The organism is Flagellimonas cixiensis (assembly GCF_042134615.1).
GTDB lineage: Bacteria > Bacteroidota > Bacteroidia > Flavobacteriales > Flavobacteriaceae > Flagellimonas > Flagellimonas cixiensis.
The window spans coordinates 2945414-2969415 of sequence record NZ_CP169639.1; the positions used below are offsets into that span (position 1 = coordinate 2945414).

General features: G+C 40.1%; 20 protein-coding genes. 8 read left to right on the plus strand and 12 right to left on the minus strand.

Features of this window, described 5'->3' with window-relative positions; translation table 11 throughout:
• Position 1: 1 nt before the first annotated feature.
• Positions 2-1630, minus strand: a complete 1629-nt coding sequence (locus ABT310_RS13040) for an acyl-CoA carboxylase subunit beta (RefSeq protein WP_375324325.1) — start codon at positions 1628-1630, stop codon at positions 2-4.
• Positions 1631-1690: 60 nt separating this feature from the next.
• On the opposite strand from ABT310_RS13040, the gene ABT310_RS13045 reads away from it, so the two are divergent.
• From ABT310_RS13045 to ettA, 3 genes are all read left to right on the plus strand, one after another.
• On the plus strand, positions 1691-2674 hold the full coding sequence (locus ABT310_RS13045; RefSeq protein WP_375324326.1) for a Gfo/Idh/MocA family protein: 984 nt from the start codon (positions 1691-1693) through the stop codon (positions 2672-2674).
• 66 nt (positions 2675-2740) lie between these two features.
• On the plus strand, positions 2741-2923 hold the full coding sequence (locus ABT310_RS13050) for a CAL67264 family membrane protein (protein WP_090297015.1): 183 nt from the start codon (positions 2741-2743) through the stop codon (positions 2921-2923).
• Between the two features lie 34 nt (positions 2924-2957).
• Positions 2958-4649 carry an energy-dependent translational throttle protein EttA gene (gene ettA, locus ABT310_RS13055; protein ID WP_375324327.1) on the plus strand — a complete coding sequence of 564 codons (1692 nt, stop codon included), beginning with the start codon at positions 2958-2960 and terminating at the stop codon, positions 4647-4649.
• Between the two features lie 10 nt (positions 4650-4659).
• Here ettA and ABT310_RS13060 read toward each other — a convergent pair whose 3' ends face one another.
• Positions 4660-5349 (minus strand): hypothetical protein, encoded by a 690-nt coding sequence (locus ABT310_RS13060; RefSeq protein WP_375324328.1) that lies wholly within the window; start codon positions 5347-5349, stop codon positions 4660-4662.
• Between the two features lie 68 nt (positions 5350-5417).
• Positions 5418-6212: an MBL fold metallo-hydrolase gene (locus tag ABT310_RS13065; protein ID WP_375324329.1), complete on the minus strand. Its 795-nt coding sequence runs from the start codon at positions 6210-6212 to the stop codon at positions 5418-5420.
• Positions 6213-6373: 161 nt separating this feature from the next.
• Here ABT310_RS13065 and ABT310_RS13070 point away from each other — a divergent pair, with 161 nt between their 5' ends.
• Positions 6374-7261 carry a hypothetical protein gene (locus ABT310_RS13070; protein ID WP_375324330.1) on the plus strand — a complete coding sequence of 296 codons (888 nt, stop codon included), beginning with the start codon at positions 6374-6376 and terminating at the stop codon, positions 7259-7261.
• 80 nt (positions 7262-7341) lie between these two features.
• On the opposite strand, the gene fumC is transcribed toward ABT310_RS13070, so the two are convergent.
• The gene (gene fumC / locus ABT310_RS13075; RefSeq protein ID WP_375324331.1) at positions 7342-8739 is read right to left on the minus strand and encodes a class II fumarate hydratase; all 1398 of its coding nucleotides are present in this window, start codon (positions 8737-8739) and stop codon (positions 7342-7344) included.
• Between the two features lie 140 nt (positions 8740-8879).
• Here fumC and ABT310_RS13080 point away from each other — a divergent pair, with 140 nt between their 5' ends.
• Positions 8880-9053 (plus strand): hypothetical protein, encoded by a 174-nt coding sequence (locus ABT310_RS13080; protein ID WP_375324332.1) that lies wholly within the window; start codon positions 8880-8882, stop codon positions 9051-9053.
• A 159-nt stretch (positions 9054-9212) separates the two neighbouring features.
• Here ABT310_RS13080 and ABT310_RS13085 read toward each other — a convergent pair whose 3' ends face one another.
• From ABT310_RS13085 to ABT310_RS13115, 7 genes are all read right to left on the minus strand, one after another.
• Positions 9213-11705, minus strand: a complete 2493-nt coding sequence (locus ABT310_RS13085) for a TonB-dependent receptor domain-containing protein (protein ID WP_375324333.1) — start codon at positions 11703-11705, stop codon at positions 9213-9215.
• Positions 11706-11806: 101 nt separating this feature from the next.
• Positions 11807-12286, minus strand: a complete 480-nt coding sequence (locus tag ABT310_RS13090; protein WP_375324334.1) for a hypothetical protein — start codon at positions 12284-12286, stop codon at positions 11807-11809.
• A gap of 67 nt (positions 12287-12353) precedes the next feature.
• Entirely contained in the window at positions 12354-12695 is a 342-nt protein-coding gene (gene arsC, locus ABT310_RS13095) for an arsenate reductase (glutaredoxin) (RefSeq protein WP_375324335.1), read from the minus strand.
• 21 nt (positions 12696-12716) lie between these two features.
• Positions 12717-13815, minus strand: a protein-coding gene (gene prfB / locus ABT310_RS13100; protein WP_375324336.1) for a peptide chain release factor 2 whose coding sequence is annotated in 2 segments (ribosomal slippage) — positions 12717-13751 and positions 13753-13815 — 1098 coding nt in all. Because the reading frame shifts where the segments join, the coding sequence is not laid out codon by codon here.
• A gap of 58 nt (positions 13816-13873) precedes the next feature.
• On the minus strand, positions 13874-14734 hold the full coding sequence (locus ABT310_RS13105) for a transglutaminase family protein (protein ID WP_375324337.1): 861 nt from the start codon (positions 14732-14734) through the stop codon (positions 13874-13876).
• A 39-nt stretch (positions 14735-14773) separates the two neighbouring features.
• Positions 14774-15721: an alpha-E domain-containing protein gene (locus ABT310_RS13110; RefSeq protein WP_375324338.1), complete on the minus strand. Its 948-nt coding sequence runs from the start codon at positions 15719-15721 to the stop codon at positions 14774-14776.
• 4 nt (positions 15722-15725) lie between these two features.
• Positions 15726-17192 (minus strand): circularly permuted type 2 ATP-grasp protein, encoded by a 1467-nt coding sequence (locus tag ABT310_RS13115; RefSeq protein ID WP_375324339.1) that lies wholly within the window; start codon positions 17190-17192, stop codon positions 15726-15728.
• A 194-nt stretch (positions 17193-17386) separates the two neighbouring features.
• Here ABT310_RS13115 and ABT310_RS13120 point away from each other — a divergent pair, with 194 nt between their 5' ends.
• Together ABT310_RS13120 and ABT310_RS13125 are read left to right on the plus strand one after the other, a co-directional pair.
• Positions 17387-19789 carry a zinc-dependent metalloprotease gene (locus tag ABT310_RS13120; protein ID WP_375324340.1) on the plus strand — a complete coding sequence of 801 codons (2403 nt, stop codon included), beginning with the start codon at positions 17387-17389 and terminating at the stop codon, positions 19787-19789.
• A gap of 110 nt (positions 19790-19899) precedes the next feature.
• Positions 19900-20925 carry a threonine aldolase family protein gene (locus ABT310_RS13125; protein ID WP_375324341.1) on the plus strand — a complete coding sequence of 342 codons (1026 nt, stop codon included), beginning with the start codon at positions 19900-19902 and terminating at the stop codon, positions 20923-20925.
• 455 nt (positions 20926-21380) lie between these two features.
• Here ABT310_RS13125 and ABT310_RS13130 read toward each other — a convergent pair whose 3' ends face one another.
• Positions 21381-21707 carry a YbaB/EbfC family nucleoid-associated protein gene (locus ABT310_RS13130; RefSeq protein WP_375324342.1) on the minus strand — a complete coding sequence of 109 codons (327 nt, stop codon included), beginning with the start codon at positions 21705-21707 and terminating at the stop codon, positions 21381-21383.
• Positions 21708-21857: 150 nt separating this feature from the next.
• Here ABT310_RS13130 and ABT310_RS13135 point away from each other — a divergent pair, with 150 nt between their 5' ends.
• On the plus strand, positions 21858-23996 hold the full coding sequence (locus ABT310_RS13135; RefSeq protein WP_375324343.1) for a S9 family peptidase: 2139 nt from the start codon (positions 21858-21860) through the stop codon (positions 23994-23996).
• The last annotated feature ends 6 nt before the right edge of the window (positions 23997-24002 follow it).

Below are 24002 nucleotides of genomic sequence, written 5' to 3' on the forward strand. Positions count from 1 at the left end.
TTTAAACCTGCAGAACACCCATGTTAAATGGCTTTTCAATCGGGGAGTGGTTGGCGGCTTCAATGCCCATGCTTATCCATTTTCGTGTATCCAATGGATCTATAATGCCATCGGTCCAAAGTCTTGCAGCGGCGTAATAGGGTGAAATCTGGTTGTCGTAGCGTTGTTTTATTTCATCAAAAAGTGCTTTTTCTTTTTCAGCATCCAAAGGTTCACCACTTTTTTCCAAACTTGCTTTTTCAATTTGCATCAATACCTTGGCAGCTGAATTACCACTCATTACGGCAAGTTCTGCACTTGGCCAAGCTACAATTAATCTAGGATCGTAGGCTTTTCCACACATGGCATAATTACCAGCGCCGTAACTGTTGCCGATCACGATGGTGAATTTCGGCACCACGGAATTACTCACGGCATTCACCATTTTGGCACCATCCTTAATAATGCCGCCGTGTTCACTTTTACTGCCCACCATAAAACCCGTTACATCTTGTAAAAACACTAAAGGGATTTTCTTTTGGTTGCAATTGGCAATAAATCGTGTTGCCTTGTCCGCTGAATCGGAATAAATGACCCCACCAAACTGCATTTCGCCTTTTTTTGTCTTCACCACCTTGCGTTGATTGGCCACAATGCCCACGGCCCAGCCATCTATTCGGGCATAACCAGTTAAAATGGTTTTTCCGTAGCCCTCTTTATATTGTTCAAACTCAGAATCGTCTACCAATCGTTTAATGATTTCCAACATATCATATTGGTCGCTGCGCGACCTGGGCAAGATTCCATAAATATCATCTGGGTTTTCAACTGGTTTTTTTGGTTCAGAGCGATTAAATCCAGCCTTATCAAAATCCCCAATTTTATCAACTATGTTTTTGATTTTGTCCAAAGCATCTTTGTCATCTTTGGCCTTGTAATCGGTTACTCCACTAATTTCTGAATGCGTGGTGGCCCCACCCAAAGTTTCATTATCTATGCTTTCGCCTATGGCGGCTTTTACCAAATAGCTTCCAGCTAAAAATATACTTCCTGTCTTGTCAACAATCAAAGCTTCGTCACTCATAATGGGCAAATAGGCACCACCGGCAACACAACTTCCCATCACGGCAGCAATTTGGGTAATCCCCATGCTGCTCATTATGGCATTATTTCTAAAAATGCGGCCAAAATGTTCTTTATCAGGGAATATCTCATCTTGCATGGGCAAATACACCCCAGCACTGTCCACCAAGTAAATAATGGGTAATTTATTTTCTATCGAAATTTCTTGAGCCCTTAGGTTTTTCTTTCCTGTAATCGGAAACCAAGCACCAGCTTTCACCGTCGCATCATTGGCGACCACCACACATTGTTTGCCTTTTACATACCCTACTTTGACCACCACACCACCGGATGGACAACCGCCATGTTCTTGGTACATGTCCTCACCGGCAAAAGCACCTATTTCAATGGAGTCAGTGTCGTTATCCAATAAGTAATCGATGCGTTCACGGGCGGTCATCTTGCCTTTGGCATGGTGCTTTTCTATACGACCTTTTCCGCCGCCTAATTTAACTTTGGCCAGTCTGCGTTTAAGATCAGAAAGTTGTAATTTATTATGGTCTTCGTTTTTATTGAAGTTAAGGTCCATAGGATCAAATATGATTAGTGGGATAAAGATAAGGAGTTATAATCATTACTTTTGAGGTATATGGAAAGCAAAATAAAATGGGGTATTCTGGGCCCAGGAAAAATAGCCAGAAAATTTGCAGCCGACCTACAATTGGTCGAGGATGCTGAAATTTCAGCTGTAGCCTCGCGGAATTTGGAACGTGCACAACAATTTTCAAACGAATTTGATGTGAAGCATGTTTTTGGGAGCTATGAAGAATTGTTTCAATCCAAAACGGTGGATGTGGTCTATGTGGCCACACCTCATAATTATCACAAGGATTTAACCATTCAGGCATTGGAGCATGGTATCGGGGTGATTTGTGAAAAACCTTTAGGTGTAGGTAGGAACGAAGTGGAGCAAATGATATCCGCATCCAAAAAGAACAAAGCCTTTTTAATGGAAGCGCTATGGTCCAGATTCAATCCCTCCATTCAAAAAATAAAAGAATTGGTGGATGAAGGTGCTATTGGCGATTTGGCCTATCTGCATGCCGATTTTGCCTTTTATGCGCTCGACCGGGATTTGGATTCCAGATTATTGAACCCTGATTTGGCTTCAGGTTCCATTCTCGATATTGGTATTTATCCCATTTTTCTATCCTATTTATTGTTGGGGATGCCCAACGAGATTATGGCCAAATCCAAATTTCATGAGAATGGGACAGAACTTCAAACAAGTATGATTTTCGATTATGAACATGCTCAGGCAGTTTTGTTCAGTGGTTTGATGGGGGATTCAAAAATGGAAGCAGAGCTATCGGGTTCCAAAGGAGAAATATTTATCAATCCCAGATGGCATGAAGCAGATGGGTTTACTTTGGTGAAAGGTGATGAAGAAAAAGTATTTGACTTTCCTTTAAAAGGAATCGGCTATTATTATGAGATTCTCGAGGTGCACCAGTGTTTGAGGAACCATCAGATTGAAAGTGAATCATGGTCGCATCAAAATAGTTTGGACTTGGCCGAATTATTGGATACGGTACGAAGAAAATGTGGTGTTACCTTTCCTTTTGAAACTTAAATCCTATTTTCGGCTTTGCATTAACCCTATTTTTACGATATTTGAATTTCTTCAGAAATAGATACAATGGGAATGAACAAGAACACAGTGCTAGCCTATGCCACATGGATTATGATTTTGGTAGGTTTGGGAATGATAGCACTTGGAGCTTTTAAATATGACGAGGTTGCTGGATATGGATTTGCCGCAGTAGGAATCGGCTTTTTTGCCGTTGCTTGGGTGTTCAATGCACTAAAAGGTAGAGTGTAACCTCTTTTTTCATAACAATTTAATTTTACAGTAAATGTCAGACGATAAGAAAGTCATTTTTTCAATGTCTGGGGTTACCAAGACCTATAAAACGGCCAATACCCCTGTGCTTAAAAATATTTATTTAAGCTTTTTCTATGGAGCCAAAATCGGGATTTTGGGTCTTAACGGTTCCGGTAAATCCACCTTGCTAAAAATTATAGCAGGGGTCGATAAAAATTATCAAGGTGATGTGGTTTTTTCACCCGGATATTCCGTTGGCTATTTGGAGCAGGAACCACAACTGGATGAAGATAAAACCGTACTAGAAGTAGTTAAGGAGGGTGTGGCCGAAACTGTTGCCATTTTGGACGAGTACAACAAAATCAATGACATGTTCGGTTTGCCCGAAGTCTATGAAGATGCCGATAAAATGCAGAAGCTGATGGATAAGCAGGCAGCACTTCAAGATCAGATAGATGCTTCAAATGCATGGGAACTGGACACCAAGTTGGAAATCGCGATGGACGCTTTGCGTACGCCAGACTCCGATAAGAAAATCAGCGTGCTGTCCGGTGGTGAGCGTAGACGAGTGGCGTTGTGTCGTTTGTTATTGAAAGAACCTGATGTTTTATTGTTGGATGAGCCTACCAACCACTTGGATGCCGAATCGGTACACTGGTTGGAGCATCACCTGGCACAATATAAAGGAACCGTAATCGCCGTAACGCACGACCGTTATTTCTTGGATAATGTTGCCGGTTGGATTTTGGAATTGGACCGTGGCGAAGGTATTCCGTGGAAAGGAAACTACTCTAGCTGGTTAGATCAGAAAGCCAAGCGATTAGAGCAAGAAAGCAAGCAAGCTTCCAAGCGTCAAAAAACCTTGGAGCGTGAGTTGGAATGGGTACGACAAGGTGCCAAAGGAAGACAAGCCAAGCAAAAGGCCCGTTTGAACAACTACGATAAATTGATGAGCCAAGACCAGAAACAGGTCGAGGAAAAATTGGAAATCTATATTCCGAACGGACCCCGTTTGGGAACCAATGTTATAGAGGCCAAGGGGGTAAGCAAAGCTTTTGGGGACAAATTACTCTATGAGGATTTGAACTTCAACTTACCGCAAGCAGGTATTGTTGGGATTATCGGGCCAAACGGTGCTGGTAAAACCACCATCTTTAAGATGATCATGGGAGAAGAAACTCCCGACAAGGGTGAGTTTATTGTGGGAGATACGGCAAAATTGGCCTATGTGGACCAGTCACATTCCAATATTGATCCTGAAAAATCAATATGGGAAAACTTCAGTGACAGTCAAGAATTGATCAATATGGGAGGGAGGCAAGTAAATTCCCGAGCTTATTTGAGTCGATTTAATTTCTCTGGAAGTGAACAGAACAAAAAAGTGAACATGCTTTCGGGTGGTGAACGTAACCGACTTCATTTGGCGATGACCTTAAAAGAAGAAGGGAACGTTTTACTATTGGATGAGCCTACCAACGATTTGGATGTAAATACGCTCCGTGCGTTGGAAGAAGGTTTGGAAAACTTTGCAGGTTGTGCCGTGATCATTTCCCACGATAGATGGTTCTTGGATAGAATCTGTACCCACATTCTTGCTTTTGAGGGGGATTCGCAGGTGTATTTCTTCGAAGGTTCCTTCTCTGATTACGAAGAGAACAAAAAGAAACGCTTGGGAACAGATATTATGCCCAAGCGTATCAAGTACAAAAAGTTGATTCGTTAAAAGGAGGTAATTATTCTTTCCTTTCGAGATTTTTGATTCCGTCCTCCAGTAATTTTTTGGCCTTTTCCAAATAAGCTTTCTGGTGGGCGGCCAAACTATTTGGGTCTTGATTCTCTGCAGGTACAGTCCCAATGGTTTTGGATAACTCTACCAATTGAATGATGGCATTCTCGGCCGAGATGAGTTTATCATCAGCATGCTTTTCAAATACTTTTACCATTTCTGCTTCCATGGAATTATTGGAATAAGTTATTGTTTCTTCCTCAATAATTTCGGAATCTTCATCAAGGGAGACTACATCCACATCTTCGTTTCGACCAGGTGATGAAACACCTAAAGTGCATTCATCTATAATGGTGATGAGCTCATTGATTTCACCCAAAGCTTTTTTGGTGAAAAAACGACCAGCTTCCCAATCAGTGGGTTCAATAGCTTTGTCCAAGGTTTCCATGGCATCAAGTCTTTTGTTTTTTGTCTTTTCGCACCCACACTCCTCCATAAAGGATTCGGATTTTTCAAGAGCAGTAAGTGCTCTTTCGGCATAATACATTTGATGCTCAAAATTGGTAGCGGACATCGCCTTTTTACTATGACTTAGCGCGTAAGTTACTTTGGAATAAAAATTGTCGCATTGACTATAAGTTGCATTTACGGCAAAAAAAAGTGCCGCAACTACAAGAACATGGGATTTGGGAGCCATATTAATGTATTTGATTTGGTTATTAGTTCGTTACCCTAACGGATAAAAAGGCAATTTATTTTGTATTGTTAATAATCTGCATTTGGATACCAATCCACGATTACCACTTCGATGTTTGGGTCACCTTGGTTTACCAAGTTTTTAAACTTGTTTACATCGCTTACATCGGGACGTCCTCTAAAGTGATAAGGATATACTTCTTTAGGCTTAAATTCAATAACGGCATCGGCAGCACTTTCCTCGGTCATGGTGTAAGGGAGGTTCATACAAATAAAAGCCTTGTCAATATTTTCAAGCGCACGCATTTCGGGAATATCTTCGGTATCGCCAGAAAAATAGATTCTTTCATCACCAAAAGTGAACACGTAGCCATTTCCTCTTCCTTTTACATGAAAGTCTTTGGCTTCTTCTCTTAGATTGTACATGGGAATAGCTTCTACAGAAAATCCAGCAATTTCTTTTACTTCACCATTTTTCATGGTGGTGGTTTTGGATTTGAGATTTTCGGGCATTTGCAAAGCCACGGCATCTGGAGCAATAATGGTTGTTCCTTCCAAATCCAGTTCATTTAAAGTTTCTGGGTTGTAGTGGTCCCCGTGTACATCGGTAACAAAAATAATATCTGGGGATTGTTGACCTTCAAAGGCAGCTTTTCCGCCAACCGGGTCTATATATATGGTATTTCCTTCGTACTCAATAACAGCAGTGGCATGTTCAATGGGGGTGATGGTAGCAGCTTCTGGCTTGGTTTCCATCACAGCAGTTTCCACTTCCGAAGTTTGTTCAGGTTGTTCTTTTTTCTCTTTACAAGATATTATGGACAAAGAAATTAATCCTGTCAATAAAAATAATTTGCTTTTCATATTGCTTTGTTTTCCTTAAAAATAAGGGTTTCCGAATACATTTATCGGAATCCATTAACATTTTTTTCTTTCAGATGATCCAAAAGCAAATCCAATGCGTATATAAACCAAACACGATTGATTAATAACCTTAAACTGAAATCAATTAAAAGAAAAAAATTATGACTGAAACAAAAAATAACAACGGATTGAAGGTAATTGCCGGATTGTTGGGTGTAGTTCTTTTGGGAACTATTATTTATACCGTTAGCCTTTATCAGGATAAAAAAGAGACTACACAAGCTTTAACTCAGGAAAAAGACTTGGTAGTTGAGGATTTGAACAACCTTAAGTCTGAGTACGACAAGGCTATTTTGGAAAGCAATGCTACCAATGAAGAGTTGGTTGCTGCCCGTGACAACATTGCAAAGTATATTGATTCTGTAAATAGCATGAAAGCTGATATTGCTTCCCTATCTCGTTACAGAAGACAAGTGAGTGTACTTAAAGCTGAAAGAGAAAAATTGATGAAGCAAGTAGATTCTTTGACGCAGTCCAACAGCTTGTTGGCCATGCAGAGAGACAGTACTTATGCTGAATTGGAAAAGCAAACTGTTTTCAACGATTCTTTGATTGTTCAAAACACGCAATTGGCTGATGCCGTTGAAAGAGGTTCTGCCCTAAGCTTGAGCACTATCAGTGTTGATGCTGTAAAAGAAAGAAGCAGTGGAAAATTGGTATCTACTTCTAGAGCCAGAGCTACTGATAAATTCAAAGTTTGTTTCACTATCGCTGACAACGTAATTGCTGAAGCTGGTGACAGAGAATTCTTTATCGAGGTTCTTGGACCACAAGGAAATGTATTGGGCGAAGGTTTGACCGCCTCTACTGAAGAAGGTACTTCCTTGACCTACAGTAAAGCCACAAACTTCTACTACGAAAATGATGCTTTGGATGTATGTGATTATCTAAACAAACCTGCTGATGAGTTCCAAAAAGGAAACTACATGGTAAACGTTTATGATAGCGGATTGAAATTATTGGGTACTTCTAAGTTCATCTTGAAATAATACACACTATTATCACTATCACTAAAAAGGCCCGTCCAATTTGGACGGGCCTTTTTTATGGGGTTCATTCTGTTTAAAAATTATTTTAAACTACCTACCATATCTTCAGGTTTCACCCATTCGTCATATTCTTCGGGGGTAACATAACCAAGATTAATGGCTTCCTCTTTTAACGTAGTACCATTTTTATGGGCGGTGTTGGCAATTTCAGCGGCTTTATAATAACCAATCTTGGTGTTCAAAGCTGTTACCAACATCAAGGAGTTGTTTAAAAGCGTTTTAATGATTTCATGGTTGGGCTCAATTCCAACTGCACAGTTTTCATCAAAACTAACACAAGCATCACCGATCAATTGAGCTGATTGTAGAATATTTGCTGCCATAACAGGTTTAAATACATTCAACTCATAATGACCCTGGGTACCTCCAATGCTAATGGCTACATCGTTACCCATTACTTGTGCACAAACCATGGTCATGGCCTCACATTGAGTCGGGTTTACTTTGCCTGGCATAATGGAACTTCCCGGTTCGTTGGCAGGAATTATAATTTCTCCAATTCCAGAACGGGGGCCAGAAGCCATCATTCGGATATCATTTGCAATTTTATTTAAGGAAACGGCCAATTGCTTTAGTGCGCCATGACTTTCTACAATGGCATCGTGAGCAGCCAAGGCTTCAAACTTATTTTCTGCGGTAATAAAGGGTTTGCCTGTAAACTCTGCAATGTATTTGGCCACCAAAACATCATACCCTTTTGGCGTGTTCAATCCCGTACCAACAGCAGTACCACCCAATGCCAATTCACTCAAATGTGGTAGGGTGTTTTTCAGCGCTTTTATCCCATGGTTCAATTGGGAAACATAACCGGAAAATTCTTGACCAAGGGTTAGGGGAGTGGCATCCATCAAGTGGGTTCTACCAATTTTAACCACATCTTTAAAGGCTTTCGATTTGGCTTCCAAAGTATCACGAAGTTGTTCAACACCTGGGATGGTCACTTCCACAATCTTTTTGTAGGCCGCAATATGCATTCCTGTTGGGAACGTATCGTTTGAAGACTGACTTTTGTTCACATCATCGTTAGGTTGGATGGTTTTTTCACCCTCACCAATTTTCTTGCCTGCAATTTCGTGGGCACGATTGGCAATTACCTCGTTCACGTTCATATTGCTCTGGGTTCCTGACCCAGTTTGCCAGATGACCAAGGGAAACTGGTCGTCGTGTTTGCCCTCCAAGATTTCGTCACAAACCTGTGCGATCAAATCTCGTTTTTCAACCGCTAATACGCCCAATTCGTTATTGGCGAAGGCAGCCGCTTTTTTAAGATAGGCAAAACCGTAAACCACATCTAATGGCATGGATGCCGGAGCACCTATTTTGAAGTTGTTTCGGGAGCGTTCTGTTTGGGCGCCCCAGTATTTGTCCGCGGGCACTTTTACCTCGCCCATGGTATCTTTTTCTATCCTAAAGCTCATAGTTAAAATATTATGTACACAAAGGTAGGGGTTAGGTCATTTAAATGGTAGTGGAATAAGATAAATACACTTTTTTTTGACTTAGGATTTGTTTTTTTTCCGAATAAGAAAGTATCTTTGTGTATCAAAAAGGAAGAAACATGTTTGAATTTGACCAATATTTAGGTTTTTTAGCTTTTTTAACAATTTTAACCATCGGATTTTGGTTGATGATTTTCTTGTTAACCTTTGTAGTACCTTATTGGTTGATTGGCAACCTTAGGGAAATGTTTAAAGAAAGAAAAGAGGCTAAACAAGCCCAATTAGAAAAATAAAAAAAGAAGCCATTTGGCTTCTTTTTTATTTTAGACCTTCTCGTATTTAATTGAATCTTCTTGTTGTAACGGTCGATATATTTTAAGATAAAACGCATAAAAAAAAGGAAGCCTTTCGGTCTTCCTTTTTTCAATATAGAGGTTGGTTGGTTTCTCTTGTTAGCCTTGATACTGCCCTTCGCCTTCGTCATCACCTCCGCCATTTTGTGGTCTTCCACCACGCTGACGTTCTTTAGGCTGATTGAATCTATAGATGAATGATAGGTTTACCTGACGTTGTCTCCATTGGAATTCACTATCGGAAGTAAATGTTGGAGTTTGGGTAAATGATCTACGCTTTCTGGAATTGAACAAGTCGCTTACATTTAACGAAAGTGTAGCCTTGTCTTTAAACAAATCCTTGCTCACTGCCAAGTTTAACGAAAACATAGGGTCAGATTCTGTTTGAGCATTCTGTCTTGGGCCCATGTAGAAGGAATTGGCTTGTAATTCCAATTTCCCTGGCAATGTGAACTTAGAACTCAATCGGGCAAAATAGCTCGAATTAGTGGTTCCATAATCAACTCCATTGAACTCTCCATCCGAGGAGAAGGTAAAGAAGTTGAAACTACCGTTCAATCTCCACCATTTGAAAGGACTGTAAATAACACCAGCTTCTGCACCGACACGCTCATTGGTAGAGAGGTTGATAGGAACCCTTCTAATAATCTGGATACCATCTGAGGTGAATTTCCCAGTGTTTTCGGTAATAAATTCAAAAGATTGTGTTTCACGTTGATAATAAACAGAAGATGTGAATGTCAACTTTTTCCATCTTTTCATGTACCCAAGGTCAAATGCATTGGCAAATGCAGGGTCCAAATCTGGATTCCCTTGAAAAACGTTGGTTCTACTTGATCTAGATGGAAAAGGATTTATAAACCATCCTCTTGGTCTGTTGATCCTTCTGTTATACCCCAATGAAATATTTTGAGTTTCCGATATTTCGTACACAAAGTTTACCGTTGGGAAAAGACCTAAATAGTTCTTGTCAAAATTAAGGTCAACATCTTCTCCCACTAAATCCTGTAGGGCTTGACTATCTATGGTTGCATCCACTTCACCTCGTAACTCGGTATTTTCCAAACGCAGCCCAAGTAGCACCGATATTTTACCGTATTTGTTGCCGTACTGGGTGTAAAGCGCATTTACATTTTCATGGTACGTAAATATGTTCGTAAGTTCATCGTTGGTCATGAAATTGCCAGTTCCTTGGTCCAAGGTATCCAATTGGTAATCGTTCACTTCTTTTTCAAAGGTACCGCGGTAACCTGCCTCGAACTGGGCATCGCCCATAGGCAATACATAGTCGATTTGGGCCAAAATATCATCTTGGGTTTGTTTTTCATAGATGTTTTCCAAGGCAATTAAACTGTCGCTAGGAATAATTTGGTCTTCACGAATTCCGGTTAGCCTATCCTCATTATCAAAAGAGTATTGAAAATCTGCTGTCAATTTCTGACCATTATCATCAATGTTATTGGTATAGTTGAAAGAGATTTGACGGCTATTGTCGTTTTCTTGCTGATCCTCAGTTCTAAAAGTTCTACTGTCTATAGCGCCATTGGCAAAACGTTGGTTGTCGTTTTCGGTCAAATCGTTCTCATCCGACCATCTATAGAAAAAACTACCGGTAACTGAAGATTTTTCGGTAAGGAAATACTCCATTCCAATATTAATATTGAAACCATCATCATTTCTGCTGATGTCCCTATCCTCCAAAATTCTATCAAATTGACTCTGTTCGGACAAATAAGTGTTGTCGTTATAACCTCCACCCGGAGACTCTCTGTGATAATACCCCAAGGTGTTAAAAATATTGAACTTATCTGTTCTGATATTGAAGTTTGTAGTAGCTCTAGCATTGAACGGAACACCTCCTGTAAGGTTAATGGAACCGTTGATTCCCAAGGTTTTTTCTTTCTTAAGAACAATATTAAGTATACCTGCGGTACCTTCAGCATCATATCGGGCAGAAGGACTAGTAATAACCTCAACTCTTTCTATAGCATCGGCAGGAAGTTGTTGCAATGCATCGGTAGAACCAAAACCGGCCAAGGCCGATGGTTTTCCATTAATAAGGATGCGAACGTTGTCGTTCCCTCTTAAACTAATGGCTCCTTCTACATCAACCGAAACAGAAGGTATATTCCCTAGTGCATCACTTACGTTACCACCACTTGTGGTAATATCCTTTCCAACATTATATATTTTTTTGTCTAAACGAACCTCTACGGTCGTTTTTTCACCAACAACTTCTACTTCTGCGAGTTGGGCAACATCTGGAGACAAAGAAATGGAACCTAAATTGGTGTCTTGGTTAAGGGTTTTACCTTTTAAGTTATATGTTTTGTACGAAATAAATTCTACACTGATGTTGTAGGTGCCAGGAGCAGTCTCAATTTCAAAGTTACCTTCCAAATCGGTAATTCCTCCAGTAACACTACTAGGGTCATCGGCCTTTTGCAGTACAAATGTGGCGTATTCCAGGGGTTGTCCGGAATCTGAATCCAATACTTTCCCAGAAATTGTGATGGGTTTTTGTCTTTGTTGCGCCTGACCCTGAAAAATACATGCGGTCAAAACCAACAAAGGAATAATTATCCTGTGCATAGTTTGATTTTAATACCGCTAAATTGTCAGGAATATGAGAAGGCACGAAATTAATCTCCATCAACAACGGATTTGTACCTGCGAATGACCTTAAAGAATTGTTAATCTTTTTTCTTATTCTTTTTACGCTTCTTTTTTACCTTGAACTGGTTATTCTGAAGCTCCACATAGGCCTCATATTTTTCAGGAGGGAGACCGGCCTTTAATTCTTCATCTTGTCGTTTTTGGATTTTTTCAACCTCTTCTTTCATTTTTAAAGGTTCCAATTCCAAAATTTGAAGATGGATACGTTGTTGTACCGATTGTGTTAATGAAGTTCGTACAATCGCCGCTTCGAAAGGGTCCAACCCCAATGCTTCTGTTATGGAGGGCATTTGTGCCTCCACAATTTCTTCTGCTGTTGGTGGTGTTTCCTTTTTGTCGGTCTCAACTGGACCTGCTTGTGGTACATAGCTACGTCCTCTGCCGTACATGTTTCCATAACCATAAGGTGAACCGTAACCGTATTGGGCAGTAACTTCGTTAACCGTAAAAAATCCGATACACAAGGTTAGCAACAAAAGGGATTGTAATCTTTTCATGGGATAAATATAAGATTTAGGATTTATTTTCCTGACGATAGGCTGTTAAAATAACTGATTATCAGAATTATAAAATACTTTTTATTTGCTCTGGAGGTCGACCAACAACGGCTTTTGGTCCATTGACCACTATTGGACGTTCTATGAGTTTTGGATGCTCTATCATTGCAGAAATCACCTCGTCGTCAGACAAAGATTTATCTTTGAAATTTTCTTTCCAAATGGCTTCGTTTTTACGCACCAAATCTAAAGGAGCAATACCCATTTTTTCAATTAAATGTATTAACTCAGCCTTGGTTGGAACTTCTTCCAGGTATTTTACAATTTCAAATTCCTGACCAGATTCTTCAATAATTTGTAACCCTTCCCTAGATTTTCTGCAACGTGGGTTGTGATATATTTTAATCATGATTCTTTAATTTTCTGATGTCTACTCCTCTTCTTTCTGCCCCATCATCATTAAATAGGCTTTTAAAAAGGCATCTAAATCGCCATCCATTACAGCGTCAACATTTCCAGTTTCTTCTGCAGTTCGCACATCTTTTACCAATTTATAAGGGTGCATTACATAGTTTCGGATTTGAGACCCCCATTCAATCTTCATTTTTGAAGATTCGATTTCTGCACGAGCTTCCTGTTTTTTGCGAAGCTCAATTTCGTACAACTGCGATTTCAACATTTTCATGGCCGTGGCCCTGTTGTCGTGCTGCGAGCGTGAATCGGAGCAGGAAATCTGAATCCCTGTGGGTTTGTGCACCAATTGCACCTTTGTTTCCACCTTGTTTACATTTTGTCCCCCTGCACCGCTGGAGCGTGCTGTTGTAATCTCAATATCTGAAGGGTTGATTTCAATTTCTATGGTATCGTCCACTAAGGGATACACATAAACCGATGCAAACGAAGTGTGTCTTTTGGCATTGCTGTCAAAAGGGGAGATGCGCACCAATCGGTGTACACCATTTTCACCCTTGAGCCATCCAAAGGCATATTCACCATCTATTTCTAAAGTGACCGTCTTGATACCTGCTACATCGCCTTCCTGATAATTGAGCTCTTTGACTTTATAGCCATTCTTTTCGGCCCACATCATGTACATACGCATGAGCATGGAGGCCCAATCGCAACTTTCGGTACCTCCGGCCCCAGCGGTAATCTGAAGCACTGCGGTAAGTTCATCACCTTCCTCGGAAAGCATGTTCTTAAACTCCAACTTTTCAATGAGTGCCAAGGATTTGTCAAACTGTGCAGCGACTTCTTCTTCAGAAACCTCTCCAGCTTGTTGAAACTCCATGAGTACTTCTAGATCACCGATCAAGGTCTTGGCCTCTTCGTAATCTTCTACCCATTTCTTTTTGGATTTAATGGACTGCATTTGTTTTTGGGCTTCTTGAGGGTTGTCCCAAAAACCGGGAGCGAGGGTTTTTTCTTCCTCGTTTTCTATTTCTATGAGTTTGGCATCAATGTCAAAGATACCTCCTTAACGCACCAAGGCGCTCAATAAGATCTTTCTGATGATCTGTAGTTACCATGTATTTGATTTTCGGTCAAAAATAAGTTTCTTTTGGCACATAGCCTTGTAATTTATCACTACTGTTGTTGCTGTGCCGCTTTTACCATTACAGTGTATTTGGTTTCATTCTTGCCTTGGGTGTACACAACGCCTTTTAGTGGGGCACAGTCGGTGTAATCTTTACCATGGCACACTTTAATATGGTTGTGATTGGCCAAAAGATTATTCGTTGGGTCAAAGCCAATCCAACCGACATTGGGCACAAGAGCCTCGGCCCATGCATGCATTTGGGAGTCTCCAAAAAATCCATTTCCTTGATGTAAATAACCTGAAACATAGCGGGTTGGTACTCCATGATGTTTTGCAATTGCGCAAAATAAATGGGTGAAATCCTGACAAACGCCATGTCGATTTTCAATGATTTCATCCAAGGAAGTGTCCACGTCGGTCACCCCAGTTTTAAAATACAAATGCCCGTAGGTCCACGTGTTCAATTCAGTTAAATTTTGGAAAAGGGATAACTCTTCTTTAAAAGTGTAGATATTATTGTGGTGTTCTTTAAGCACCGTGAATTTAGTCTTTCTTAAATAAGGTTCATGGTCAGTTTTAAACTCGATGCTGTTAATGATTTCTCTTTCGTCGGCAATGCTTAAAGGCAAATCAAAATCAAAGGGATTAACCTCTTTCTTGGTAAGCTTAAAATGAGCATTGAACTTAATATGGTCAATAGGTTTATTGGCACGAACTTGAACGGTGGTAAAACCCAACCCGTTGACGGATACACTGTTTTTTTCTCCCAGATCGTTTTCAAAATGCCAATAGGTAAGTTCTTGTGTTTCATTCTCCTCTGGAATAACAAGAAACTGCCAGAAAGCAGCATTCAACCCTTTTTCATACGAATTTTGGGTATCGTAATCTATTTCATAGTCGTACAACATTCACTGCATTTAAGGTGGAGCCAATTTAATTAAATTCACCTAGTAGTCGAAGAATTCTTTTTCCATGCTCTCGCTAATTTTGAACATTTTGTTAAGAATTAGGTCAAGGCTGCCCTGAATGTCTTCTTGAATTTCTTCAATTTGTTTGAATTCGAATTCAGCACGTATTTTTCCCACTTGGAATGCGGTGGATGCTTTTTCATATTCCACCTTTTTATCCAAGACCAATATATGTTTGTGCACCTGATTGATACAGTTCATAAATGAGCGTGGACAATTGGGATTAAGCAAAAGAAATTCTAGGGTAGAGGTACTATTGGGGGATTTCTTATAAAATCGACGCATCATATCATAAGATTCGGCGCATTTTAAAAGCGTACTCCATTCATAACTGTTGCCAATGGGGTCGCCATAGCTTCCTTGAGCCATTAAGGCATCGTTAAACTTGGTATTCACGATTCTTGTTATCTGGATTGCTCTTTCAATATTTACCCCCAACATGATGATGGCATATACTTCGTCATGCAGTAATGTACCTCTGATTTTACCTCGAAGAACGGCCGTCATTTCGGTCACATTTACGGTAAAATCGTATAAATTGGTTTTGGTGTAGGTGTCTGTTGGGTAATTTATCACAAAGTGATAAAACTTGTTCAGGGCTTCAAAAAGTTCAGTGGAAATAAGATCTCTGGAGCTACTGGCATTTTCACGTGCCAATTTGATACTGCTCAAGACGGAATAAAATTTATCCTTGTTCAATCCGATATTGTACAAAACCTCTTCTTCCTTTAATTCAAGGGAATCGTCCATTACAGGGTCACCCACCATAAAAAGCATGGACCGTAAAACAAACTGTCGTGATTGTGATAATTGATGTGGTGCATCGAGGGATGAGAAATAATTTACGTTCATAAAACGGGCAATATGTTCTGCACGTTCAATATATCTACCCATCCAAAATAGGTTATTGGCTACTCTTGCAAGCATAAAATTATTGTTTTAAAACCCAGGTGTCCTTGGAACCACCGCCTTGGGATGAGTTTACAATTAGGTTTCCTTCTTTTAATGCAACCCTTGTTAATCCGCCTTTGAGAACAAATTGTTCGTCCTGTCCGAGCACAGTAAAAGTTCTAAGATCAATATGGCGTTGTTCAAAGGACTCCTTTTCATCTATATAGGTTGGATGTACTGAGAGGGACATTATTGGTTGGGCTACATATTTTCTGGGATTGGCCTTAATTTCTTCTTTTACTTTTTCCATTTCTGCCTTGGTCAATCTATTTCCAATGGAAATACCATAACCACCGGCTTCATCCACGGGTTTTATCACCAGGTTCTTTATATTTTCCAGCACATATTGTAGTTCTTTAGGGCGACTGCAATGATAGGTGTGTACATTTTTTAAGATGGGCTCTTCTCCCAAATAATATTTAATAATGTCGGGCATGTAGGTATAAATAGCCTTGTCATCGGCCACACCCGTACCCGGAGCATTGGCAATGGTCACGTTTCCTTTTCTGTAGGCCGCAAATAGTCCTGGTACCCCCAAGGCTGAATCTGGGTGGAATTCCATGGGGTCAATGAACAAATCATCAATTCTTCGGTATACCACATCTACCCTCACGGGACCTTGCGTAGTTTTCATATATACAAAATCATTTTCCACAAAAAGGTCTCGTCCTTCCACCAATTCAACACCCATGGCCTTTGCCAAATAAGAATGCTCATAATAGGCCGAATTGAAGCTTCCGGGGGTGATCACCACGCAAACAGGACTGTCCACACCATGTGGCTTTACCGTTTCCAGTAGATTTAATAGGTTTTCGGCATAATTGGTTACGCTATAGGTTTTGTAGTGATTGAACACTCCGAACAGTGCTCTTTTTAAAGCGGTTCGGTTACAGATAACGTAGCTTACTCCCGAGGGACACCTTATGTTATCTTCCAAAACGTAATAATTGCCATCAGAATGTTTTATAATATCGGTACCCGAAATATGATTATAAATTTTGCTGGGCGGATCTACACCCATCATTTGATGCAGATAGTTGGGGGAGGAGCTCAATAACTCGATCGGAACAATTTTATCCTTTACTATTTTTTTATCGTGATATACATCCCACAAAAAATGATTAAGGGCAATATTGCGCTGAATGGCCCCCGTTTCGATAATATCCCACTCTTCTTTAGAAATAATACGGGGAAATAGGTCAAAAGGAAAAATTTTCTCTTGACTATGCTCGTCACCGTATACCTGAAAAGTAATTCCTTGATTAAAAAAGGAGGATTTAGCCTTGGTGTTCAGGTTTACATAATCTTCGATGGTTCTAGAGCCATACAAGTCTAAAAGCTTCTGATACACGGATTTAACCTCGCCATTGGTTTTAAAGACTTCATCAAAAAGTCCTTCCTTTTTGGTATAGCTTGAAAAGATTGATTTATCGATTGGTGGGACCATATTTGTTTTTTCTTAAAATATGGAAATTCAATGGCTTATGAAATGAATATCACAAAAAAATTGCCCCTTCAAAAAACAAATACCCCAAAAATAACCATACTATTTTATTAATTTGAATGATGTTCCGAATGTCTGTTGTAAACCCTATTTTTTAAAATGATTTCCATATTTTAGGGCAATATTTCAACCAAATTATGAAGAATTCAGTATCCCTCTTATCCCTATTTTTAATGGCCTGTTTGGGTCTGGGAGCCCAAACTTTTGAGAAAACGAAAGATTTTCAAAAATTCAGCGGTTATTTCAACTTTTTCTATGATGATAAAACCGATAAAATCTACCTCCAGGTAGATGACCTAGAAAAAGAATTCCTATATGTTTATGCTTTAAGTAGCGGTGTGGGTAGTAACGACCTTGGTCTTGACCGAGGTCAATTAGGTAACGAACAGGTTGTATTTTTTAAGAAGGCGGGAACCAAATTATTATTGGTTCAGCCCAACCTTACCTTTAGGGCCATTACCGATAACGATTTGGAGCGTAAGGCTGTGGAGCAGGCTTTTGCAAAATCAGTTTTGGAAGGTTTTAAAATTGAAGAAGAATCTAACGGAAGCTATCTTATCGATTTCACCGATTTCCTAATGCGCGATGCCCATGGCGTTTCCAACCGATTAAAGCAAAGAAAACAAGGATCGTACAGTTTGGATAAATCCAAAAGTGCTTGGGCTTTTGATAGAACCAAAGCATTCCCTAAAAATGTGGAGTTTGATGTGACCTTGACTTTTAAAGGCGACCCACAAGGTTACTTTATCAGGTCTGTGACACCAACACCTGGTTTGGTGACCGTTGCCCAGCATCATTCTTTGATTGCATTGCCGGACTATGAATTTGAAAAGAGGGATTTTGATCCAAGAAGTGGAGGCTATCCTTTCTCTTACTACGATTATGCAACACCAGTACAGGAATCGTTGATCAAACGTTCCGTTAGAAGACACCACTTAGAGAAGAAAGACCCTAATGCGGAGGTGAGTGAAGCCGTAGAACCTATTATTTATTATTTGGACAATGGAACACCTGAACCCATACGTTCTGCTTTGTTGGATGGCGGTAAATGGTGGAACCAAGCTTTTGAAGCTGCAGGTTACAAAGATGCTTTCCAAATGAAAATGTTGCCAGACGATGCAGATCCTTTGGATGTTAGATATAATGTAGTGCAATGGGTGCACCGTTCCACAAGAGGTTGGAGTTACGGAAGCAGTGTTGTTGATCCTAGAACTGGTGAAATCCTTAAAGGACACGTAAGTTTAGGAAGTCTTCGAATCCGTCAAGATTTTTTGATTGCCCAAGCGTTGATGAACAAGCCTTTTGAGGAAAGAGATGACAATTACCAACCGATGTTGGAAATGGCCTTGGCCAGAATCCGTCAGCTTTCTGCCCACGAAATAGGTCATACTTTAGGCTTTACCCACAACTTTGCGGCAAGTACTAATAATCGTGCTTCAGTTATGGATTATCCACATCCACAATTTGAGTTGGACGGTGATGATATCAGTTTTGCAAATGCCTACGATATTGGAATCGGGGAGTGGGACAAAGTGATTGTAAAATATGCCTATTCAGATTTTCCTGAGGGTACTGATGAGAAAGCAGCATTAAATGCCATTTTGAAACAAGCTCAGGACGACGGATTACGCTACATTTCCGATCAAGATGCAAGGCCGCAAGGCGGAGCGCATTACTTGGCGCACTTGTGGGACAATGGCAAGAGTGCCAGTGAAGAATTGGATGCCATGTTGGACATCAGAAAACAAGCTATTGAAAATTTTTCCATCGACAACATTAAAACAGGCGAGCCGTATTCCGTTTTGGAAGATGTGTTCGTACCCATCTACTTTTTCCATAGATACCAAACCGAAGCAGTTTCTAAAGTAGTAGGTGGTTTGGATTATAACTATGCTGTAAAAGATGGAGGACAAACCCCTGTTAAAATAGTGAGCAAGGACATTCAAGAAGATGCCATGGAATCCATTCTAAAAACATTGGATGCTGAAGTAATTGCCATTCCAAAAGATAAATTGGCCTTATTCCCACCAAGAGCGATTGGCTTTAACAGAAGCAGAGAGTCGATCAACAGTAGAACAGGAGTTAGTTTTGATGCATTGGCAGCTGCTGAAACTTCTGCAGATATGACTTTGGGGCTGTTGTTGCACCCAGAACGTGCTTCCCGTTTGATTCAACAAAAAAGCTTGGATAAAAACAACTTGGGTCTTGAAGAGGTTTTGCATGAAGTTATTGAAGGAACCATCGAATTGAGTCACAAAGATGCTTACGAAGCAGAAGTACAGAATACTATCAATTACAGAGTATTGTACCACATTATGAATTTGGCCGCGCACAACGAAGTGCATCCTCAGGTAAATGCCATTGCGTACCAAACCTTGGGCGAATTAAAAGCCGAATTGTTAAGCAATGGTAAAGGTGCTACGGCTGCCGAAATGGTCCGTAGAATAGACGCATTTACCAAAGAACCTTCAGAATTTAAATTGATTCCAGTAGAAAAAATCCCTGATGGATCACCTATTGGGATGGACTGCATGGACTAAATAAACTCAAGTTCAAGCTCAAAGATCAATTTTGATTTTTGTGAAGAAACTTGAAATTTTGATGAAAAATAAAGTATTGTGTTTGATCTTTATTTTGAATTTAAACTTTTATGACAATTAACTTGATAAGTGATACAGTCACAAGGCCTTCAGCAAGAATGTTGGAGGCCATGATGACTGCCAAGGTAGGTGATGATGTTTTTAAAAACGATCCTACCGTTAATGAATTGGAGGCCAAAGTGGCCGAATATTTTGGTATGGAAGCTGCTCTATTTTTCCCGAGTGGCACCATGACCAACCAAACCGCCATTAAAATCCATACCCAACCAGGTGACCAGTTGATTTGTGACAAATATGCCCACATTTATAATTATGAGGGTGGTGGTGTAAGTTTTAACAGTGGGGTTTCTTGTAAATTGGTGGATGGTGACCGTGGTATGATGACCGCAGAACAGGTTGAAGCCTCTATTAACCCACCAGATTTTTACCACAGTCCGTTAACGACTTTGGTTTGTATTGAGAATACAACCAATAAAGGAGGTGGTGCTTGCTGGGATTTTGAGGAGTTGAAAAAAATCCGAAATGTTTGCGACGAACATAATCTAAAATACCATTTGGATGGTGCCCGTTTGTGGAACGCCTTGATAAAAAAAGGGGAGGACCCAAAAGCCTATGGTCAATTGTTTGATACCATCAGTGTTTGCTTAAGCAAAGGCATGGGATGCCCTGTGGGTTCCGTTTTGTTGGGAAGCAAAGCTGACATCGATAAAGCCATTCGCATTCGTAAAGTGTTTGGTGGCGGTATGCGTCAGTCGGGATTTTTAGCCGCAGCGGGAATCTACGCCCTGGAAAACAATGCGGCGCGATTGGCCGAGGACCATAAAAAAGCAGCAGAAATAGGGGAAGTGCTTCAATCCTTGCATTTCATAAAAAAAGTGGAGCCGATTGAGACCAACATCATCATTTTTGAAATTGATGAAGCTAAAATGTCATCTGAGGATTTCTTGTCTAGATTGACCAAAAACAACGTTTCCATTATTGGAATGGGTCAGGGAAAATTGCGCATTGTCACCCATTTGGACTACACCGACGAAATGCACGCCGATTTCTTGAATATCCTAAAAACTATTGGGTAGTTTGTCACTTTGAGTGCCCGCCTGCGGCAGTAGTGCAGTTGAAGACTCAGCATCGCATTTAGATTTCTCAATCGTCGCTATGCTCCTCATTTCGAAATGACAGGTATTGGTTTTGTCATTTTGAACCGACCTAAGGAGTGTGAGAAATCTCTAATTGGTTATTCATTTAAATCGGAAACTCGACCTGACAATTCAAGTTCAAGTATCAAGCTCAAGAGCATCGAACAATCCAAGAATCCAAAAATCCAGCTATCCGAACTTGTTCTCGATACGCTTCGCACTCGAACTGATGGATAAATGTTCAAGTATCAAGTTCAAGAGCATCGAACAATCCAAGAATCCAAAAATCCAGCTATCCGAACCGTTCTCGATACATTCCGAAATGCTTTCGGAACACTCGAACTGACGTCCCACCACTGAATTCTAACTACTAATTATTGAATACTAACAGCTAACTACTTCATAAAAGCATCCATGCCTGGAATATTCGGCATGCCTTCTTTAGCTACTGCAGCCAATTCCGTTTCATTCACTTTGGTGGCTTTTTCAATGGCTTTATTGAGTGTTAGTATTAGATAATCTTCCAATTGCTCTTTGTCTTCCAACAACGAATCATCAATAGTGATTGATTTTATCTGTCTATTCGCCGTCAAGGTCACTTTTATCTTGCCATCCGAAGATTGTTCGTCTACCATTACCGTGTTCAAACGTTCTTTTGTGGCTTCCACTTTTTTCTGGGCTTCCTTTAATTTGCCCATCATTCCCATTAAATCTCCAAACATAGTTTCAATTTTTAGGTTTCATATTATAATGCAACTGTCATGTCGAGCGCAGCCGAGACATTCACCCTTCGACTGCGCTCAGGATGACTCAATGCATTAAAATTGTAAAATGTAAGCCCAAAAGTAGTAAATTGGCTAAAACACTAACCAATGAAACAGTACATTCCAAAGGTATTTATTCTGGGATTATGCCTTATTTTTGCAAGCTCTTGTAAAAACAGTAAAGAAGAATCCATGAGTTTAACTCCCCCTGTGGCCCCAAAACATCCGACAAAATTAGAAAAGCACAGAGATGTTCGTATCGACGATTATTATTGGATGAACAATCGGGAGGACCAACAAGTTTTGGATTACCTGAATGCCGAGAACGAGTATTACCAAAAAATGACGGCCCATACCCAAGCATTCCAAGAAGAACTTTTCAAGGAAATGAAGGCCAGAATTAAAGAGGACGATTCTTCCGTGCCCTATAAATTGGATGGTTACTGGTACATTACCCGCTACGAGGAAGGGAAGGAATACCCCATTTATTCCAGAAAAAAGGAATCTCTGGATGCTGAGGAGGATTTGTTGTTTGATTGCAATGTAATGGCTGAAGGTCATGAATTTTTTAATTTAAGAGGTGTTTCGGTAAGTCCAGACAATACCATGGCCTCTTTTGGAACGGATACTATTTCCAGAAGACAATATAATATTCAAATAAAGAACCTGGATACTGGGGGAATTTATCCAGATATTATCGAAAATACCACAGGAAGCTCCGTTTGGGCCAACGATAATAAAACTTTGTTTTACACAAAAAAAGACCCGGTAACGCTTCGTTCCGATAAAATATTTAAACATGTTTTGGGGACTTCTTCTGATGAGGACGAATTGGTGTTTCACGAAAAAGATTCTACCTACAACACGTTTGTGTACAAGACCAAATCAAGAAAATTTATTGTCATTGGTTCAGGAAGCACCTTGACTACTGAATTCCGTTTTTTAAACGCGGATGACCCAACTGGCGAATTCACTATTTTCTCACCAAGGGAAAAAGGCGTAGAATATTCCATTTCTCATTACGATGGCAACTTTTATGTGTTGACCAATAAAGATAAGGCGACAAACTTTAAGTTGATGATTACTGATGAAGAGAACACCAATTCAGACCATTGGAAAGAATTTATTCCTCATCGCGAAGACGTATTATTAGAAGATATTGAGATTTTTAAAGACTATTATGTGCTTTCGGAGCGCGATAATGGCCTAAACAAAATGAAAATCTCCAAATGGGATGGTTCAGAAAGCTATTATTTGCCTTTTGATAGCGAAACCTACGTTGCAGGTCCATCAACCAACCTTGATTTTGATACCAAAGAACTCCGTTACTATTACAACGATATGGGAGCTCCATATTCCATTATCGATTTTAATATGGAGACCAAGGAGAAAACGGTTAAAAAAGAACAAGAAGTTCTCGGCGGCACCTTTGATAAAAACAACTACAAAACAGAACGGCTTTGGGCCACCGCAAGGGATGGTGTAAAAGTTCCCATTTCTTTGGTGTATCATAAAGATACCCCATTGGATGGCACCAGTCCGTTGTTGCAGTATGGTTACGGTTCTTATGGGGCGACCATAGACCCGTATTTTTCTTCAATTCGCTTAAGTTTATTGGATAGAGGTTTTGTGTATGCCATTGCACACATAAGAGGAGGGGAGTATTTGGGAAGACCTTGGTACGAAGATGGAAAATTGTTTACCAAAATGAACACCTTTACCGACTTTATTGATGTTTCCAAGTTTTTAATTGACTCCAAATACACGAGTACAGAGCATTTATATGCCATGGGTGGTTCTGCCGGTGGACTTTTAATGGGAGCTGTGATCAATATGGCGCCTGAATTGTACCACGGTGTTATTGCTGGTGTACCCTTTGTGGATGTGGTCACGACCATGTTGGATGACACCATTCCATTGACTACAGGAGAATATGACGAATGGGGAAATCCGAATGTGAAAGAATATTACGATTATATCAAAAGCTACTCTCCTTACGATAATGTAGAGTCCAAAGCCTATCCCAATATGTACGTTTCCACAGGGTTGCACGATTCACAAGTACAGTATTGGGAACCAGCAAAATGGGTGGCCAAATTGAGAGAATATAAAACCGATGACAACCTTTTATTTTTGGATACCAATATGGATGCTGGACATGGTGGTGCCTCGGGCCGATTTGAGGCTTTGAAGGAAACCGCGAAGGAATACGCTTTCATTTTGGATCTTGAAGGAAAAGTCAATTAAAAAATA

Bases quoted from the DNA above. Each gene is read 5' to 3' on its own strand.
- ABT310_RS13040 (WP_375324325.1), bottom strand. From the start codon at position 1,630: ATGGACCTTAACTTCAATAAAAACGAAGACCATAATAAATTACAACTT.
- ABT310_RS13045 (WP_375324326.1), top strand. From the start codon at position 1,691: ATGGAAAGCAAAATAAAATGGGGTATTCTGGGCCCAGGAAAAATAGCC.
- ABT310_RS13050 (WP_090297015.1), top strand. From the start codon at position 2,741: ATGGGAATGAACAAGAACACAGTGCTAGCCTATGCCACATGGATTATG.
- ettA (WP_375324327.1), top strand. From the start codon at position 2,958: ATGTCAGACGATAAGAAAGTCATTTTTTCAATGTCTGGGGTTACCAAG.
- ABT310_RS13060 (WP_375324328.1), bottom strand. From the start codon at position 5,349: ATGGCTCCCAAATCCCATGTTCTTGTAGTTGCGGCACTTTTTTTTGCC.
- ABT310_RS13065 (WP_375324329.1), bottom strand. From the start codon at position 6,212: ATGAAAAGCAAATTATTTTTATTGACAGGATTAATTTCTTTGTCCATA.
- ABT310_RS13070 (WP_375324330.1), top strand. From the start codon at position 6,374: ATGACTGAAACAAAAAATAACAACGGATTGAAGGTAATTGCCGGATTG.
- fumC (WP_375324331.1), bottom strand. From the start codon at position 8,739: ATGAGCTTTAGGATAGAAAAAGATACCATGGGCGAGGTAAAAGTGCCC.
- ABT310_RS13080 (WP_375324332.1), top strand. From the start codon at position 8,880: ATGTTTGAATTTGACCAATATTTAGGTTTTTTAGCTTTTTTAACAATT.
- ABT310_RS13085 (WP_375324333.1), bottom strand. From the start codon at position 11,705: ATGCACAGGATAATTATTCCTTTGTTGGTTTTGACCGCATGTATTTTT.
- ABT310_RS13090 (WP_375324334.1), bottom strand. From the start codon at position 12,286: ATGAAAAGATTACAATCCCTTTTGTTGCTAACCTTGTGTATCGGATTT.
- arsC (WP_375324335.1), bottom strand. From the start codon at position 12,695: ATGATTAAAATATATCACAACCCACGTTGCAGAAAATCTAGGGAAGGG.
- ABT310_RS13105 (WP_375324337.1), bottom strand. From the start codon at position 14,734: ATGTTGTACGACTATGAAATAGATTACGATACCCAAAATTCGTATGAA.
- ABT310_RS13110 (WP_375324338.1), bottom strand. From the start codon at position 15,721: ATGCTTGCAAGAGTAGCCAATAACCTATTTTGGATGGGTAGATATATT.
- ABT310_RS13115 (WP_375324339.1), bottom strand. From the start codon at position 17,192: ATGGTCCCACCAATCGATAAATCAATCTTTTCAAGCTATACCAAAAAG.
- ABT310_RS13120 (WP_375324340.1), top strand. From the start codon at position 17,387: ATGAAGAATTCAGTATCCCTCTTATCCCTATTTTTAATGGCCTGTTTG.
- ABT310_RS13125 (WP_375324341.1), top strand. From the start codon at position 19,900: ATGACAATTAACTTGATAAGTGATACAGTCACAAGGCCTTCAGCAAGA.
- ABT310_RS13130 (WP_375324342.1), bottom strand. From the start codon at position 21,707: ATGTTTGGAGATTTAATGGGAATGATGGGCAAATTAAAGGAAGCCCAG.
- ABT310_RS13135 (WP_375324343.1), top strand. From the start codon at position 21,858: ATGAAACAGTACATTCCAAAGGTATTTATTCTGGGATTATGCCTTATT.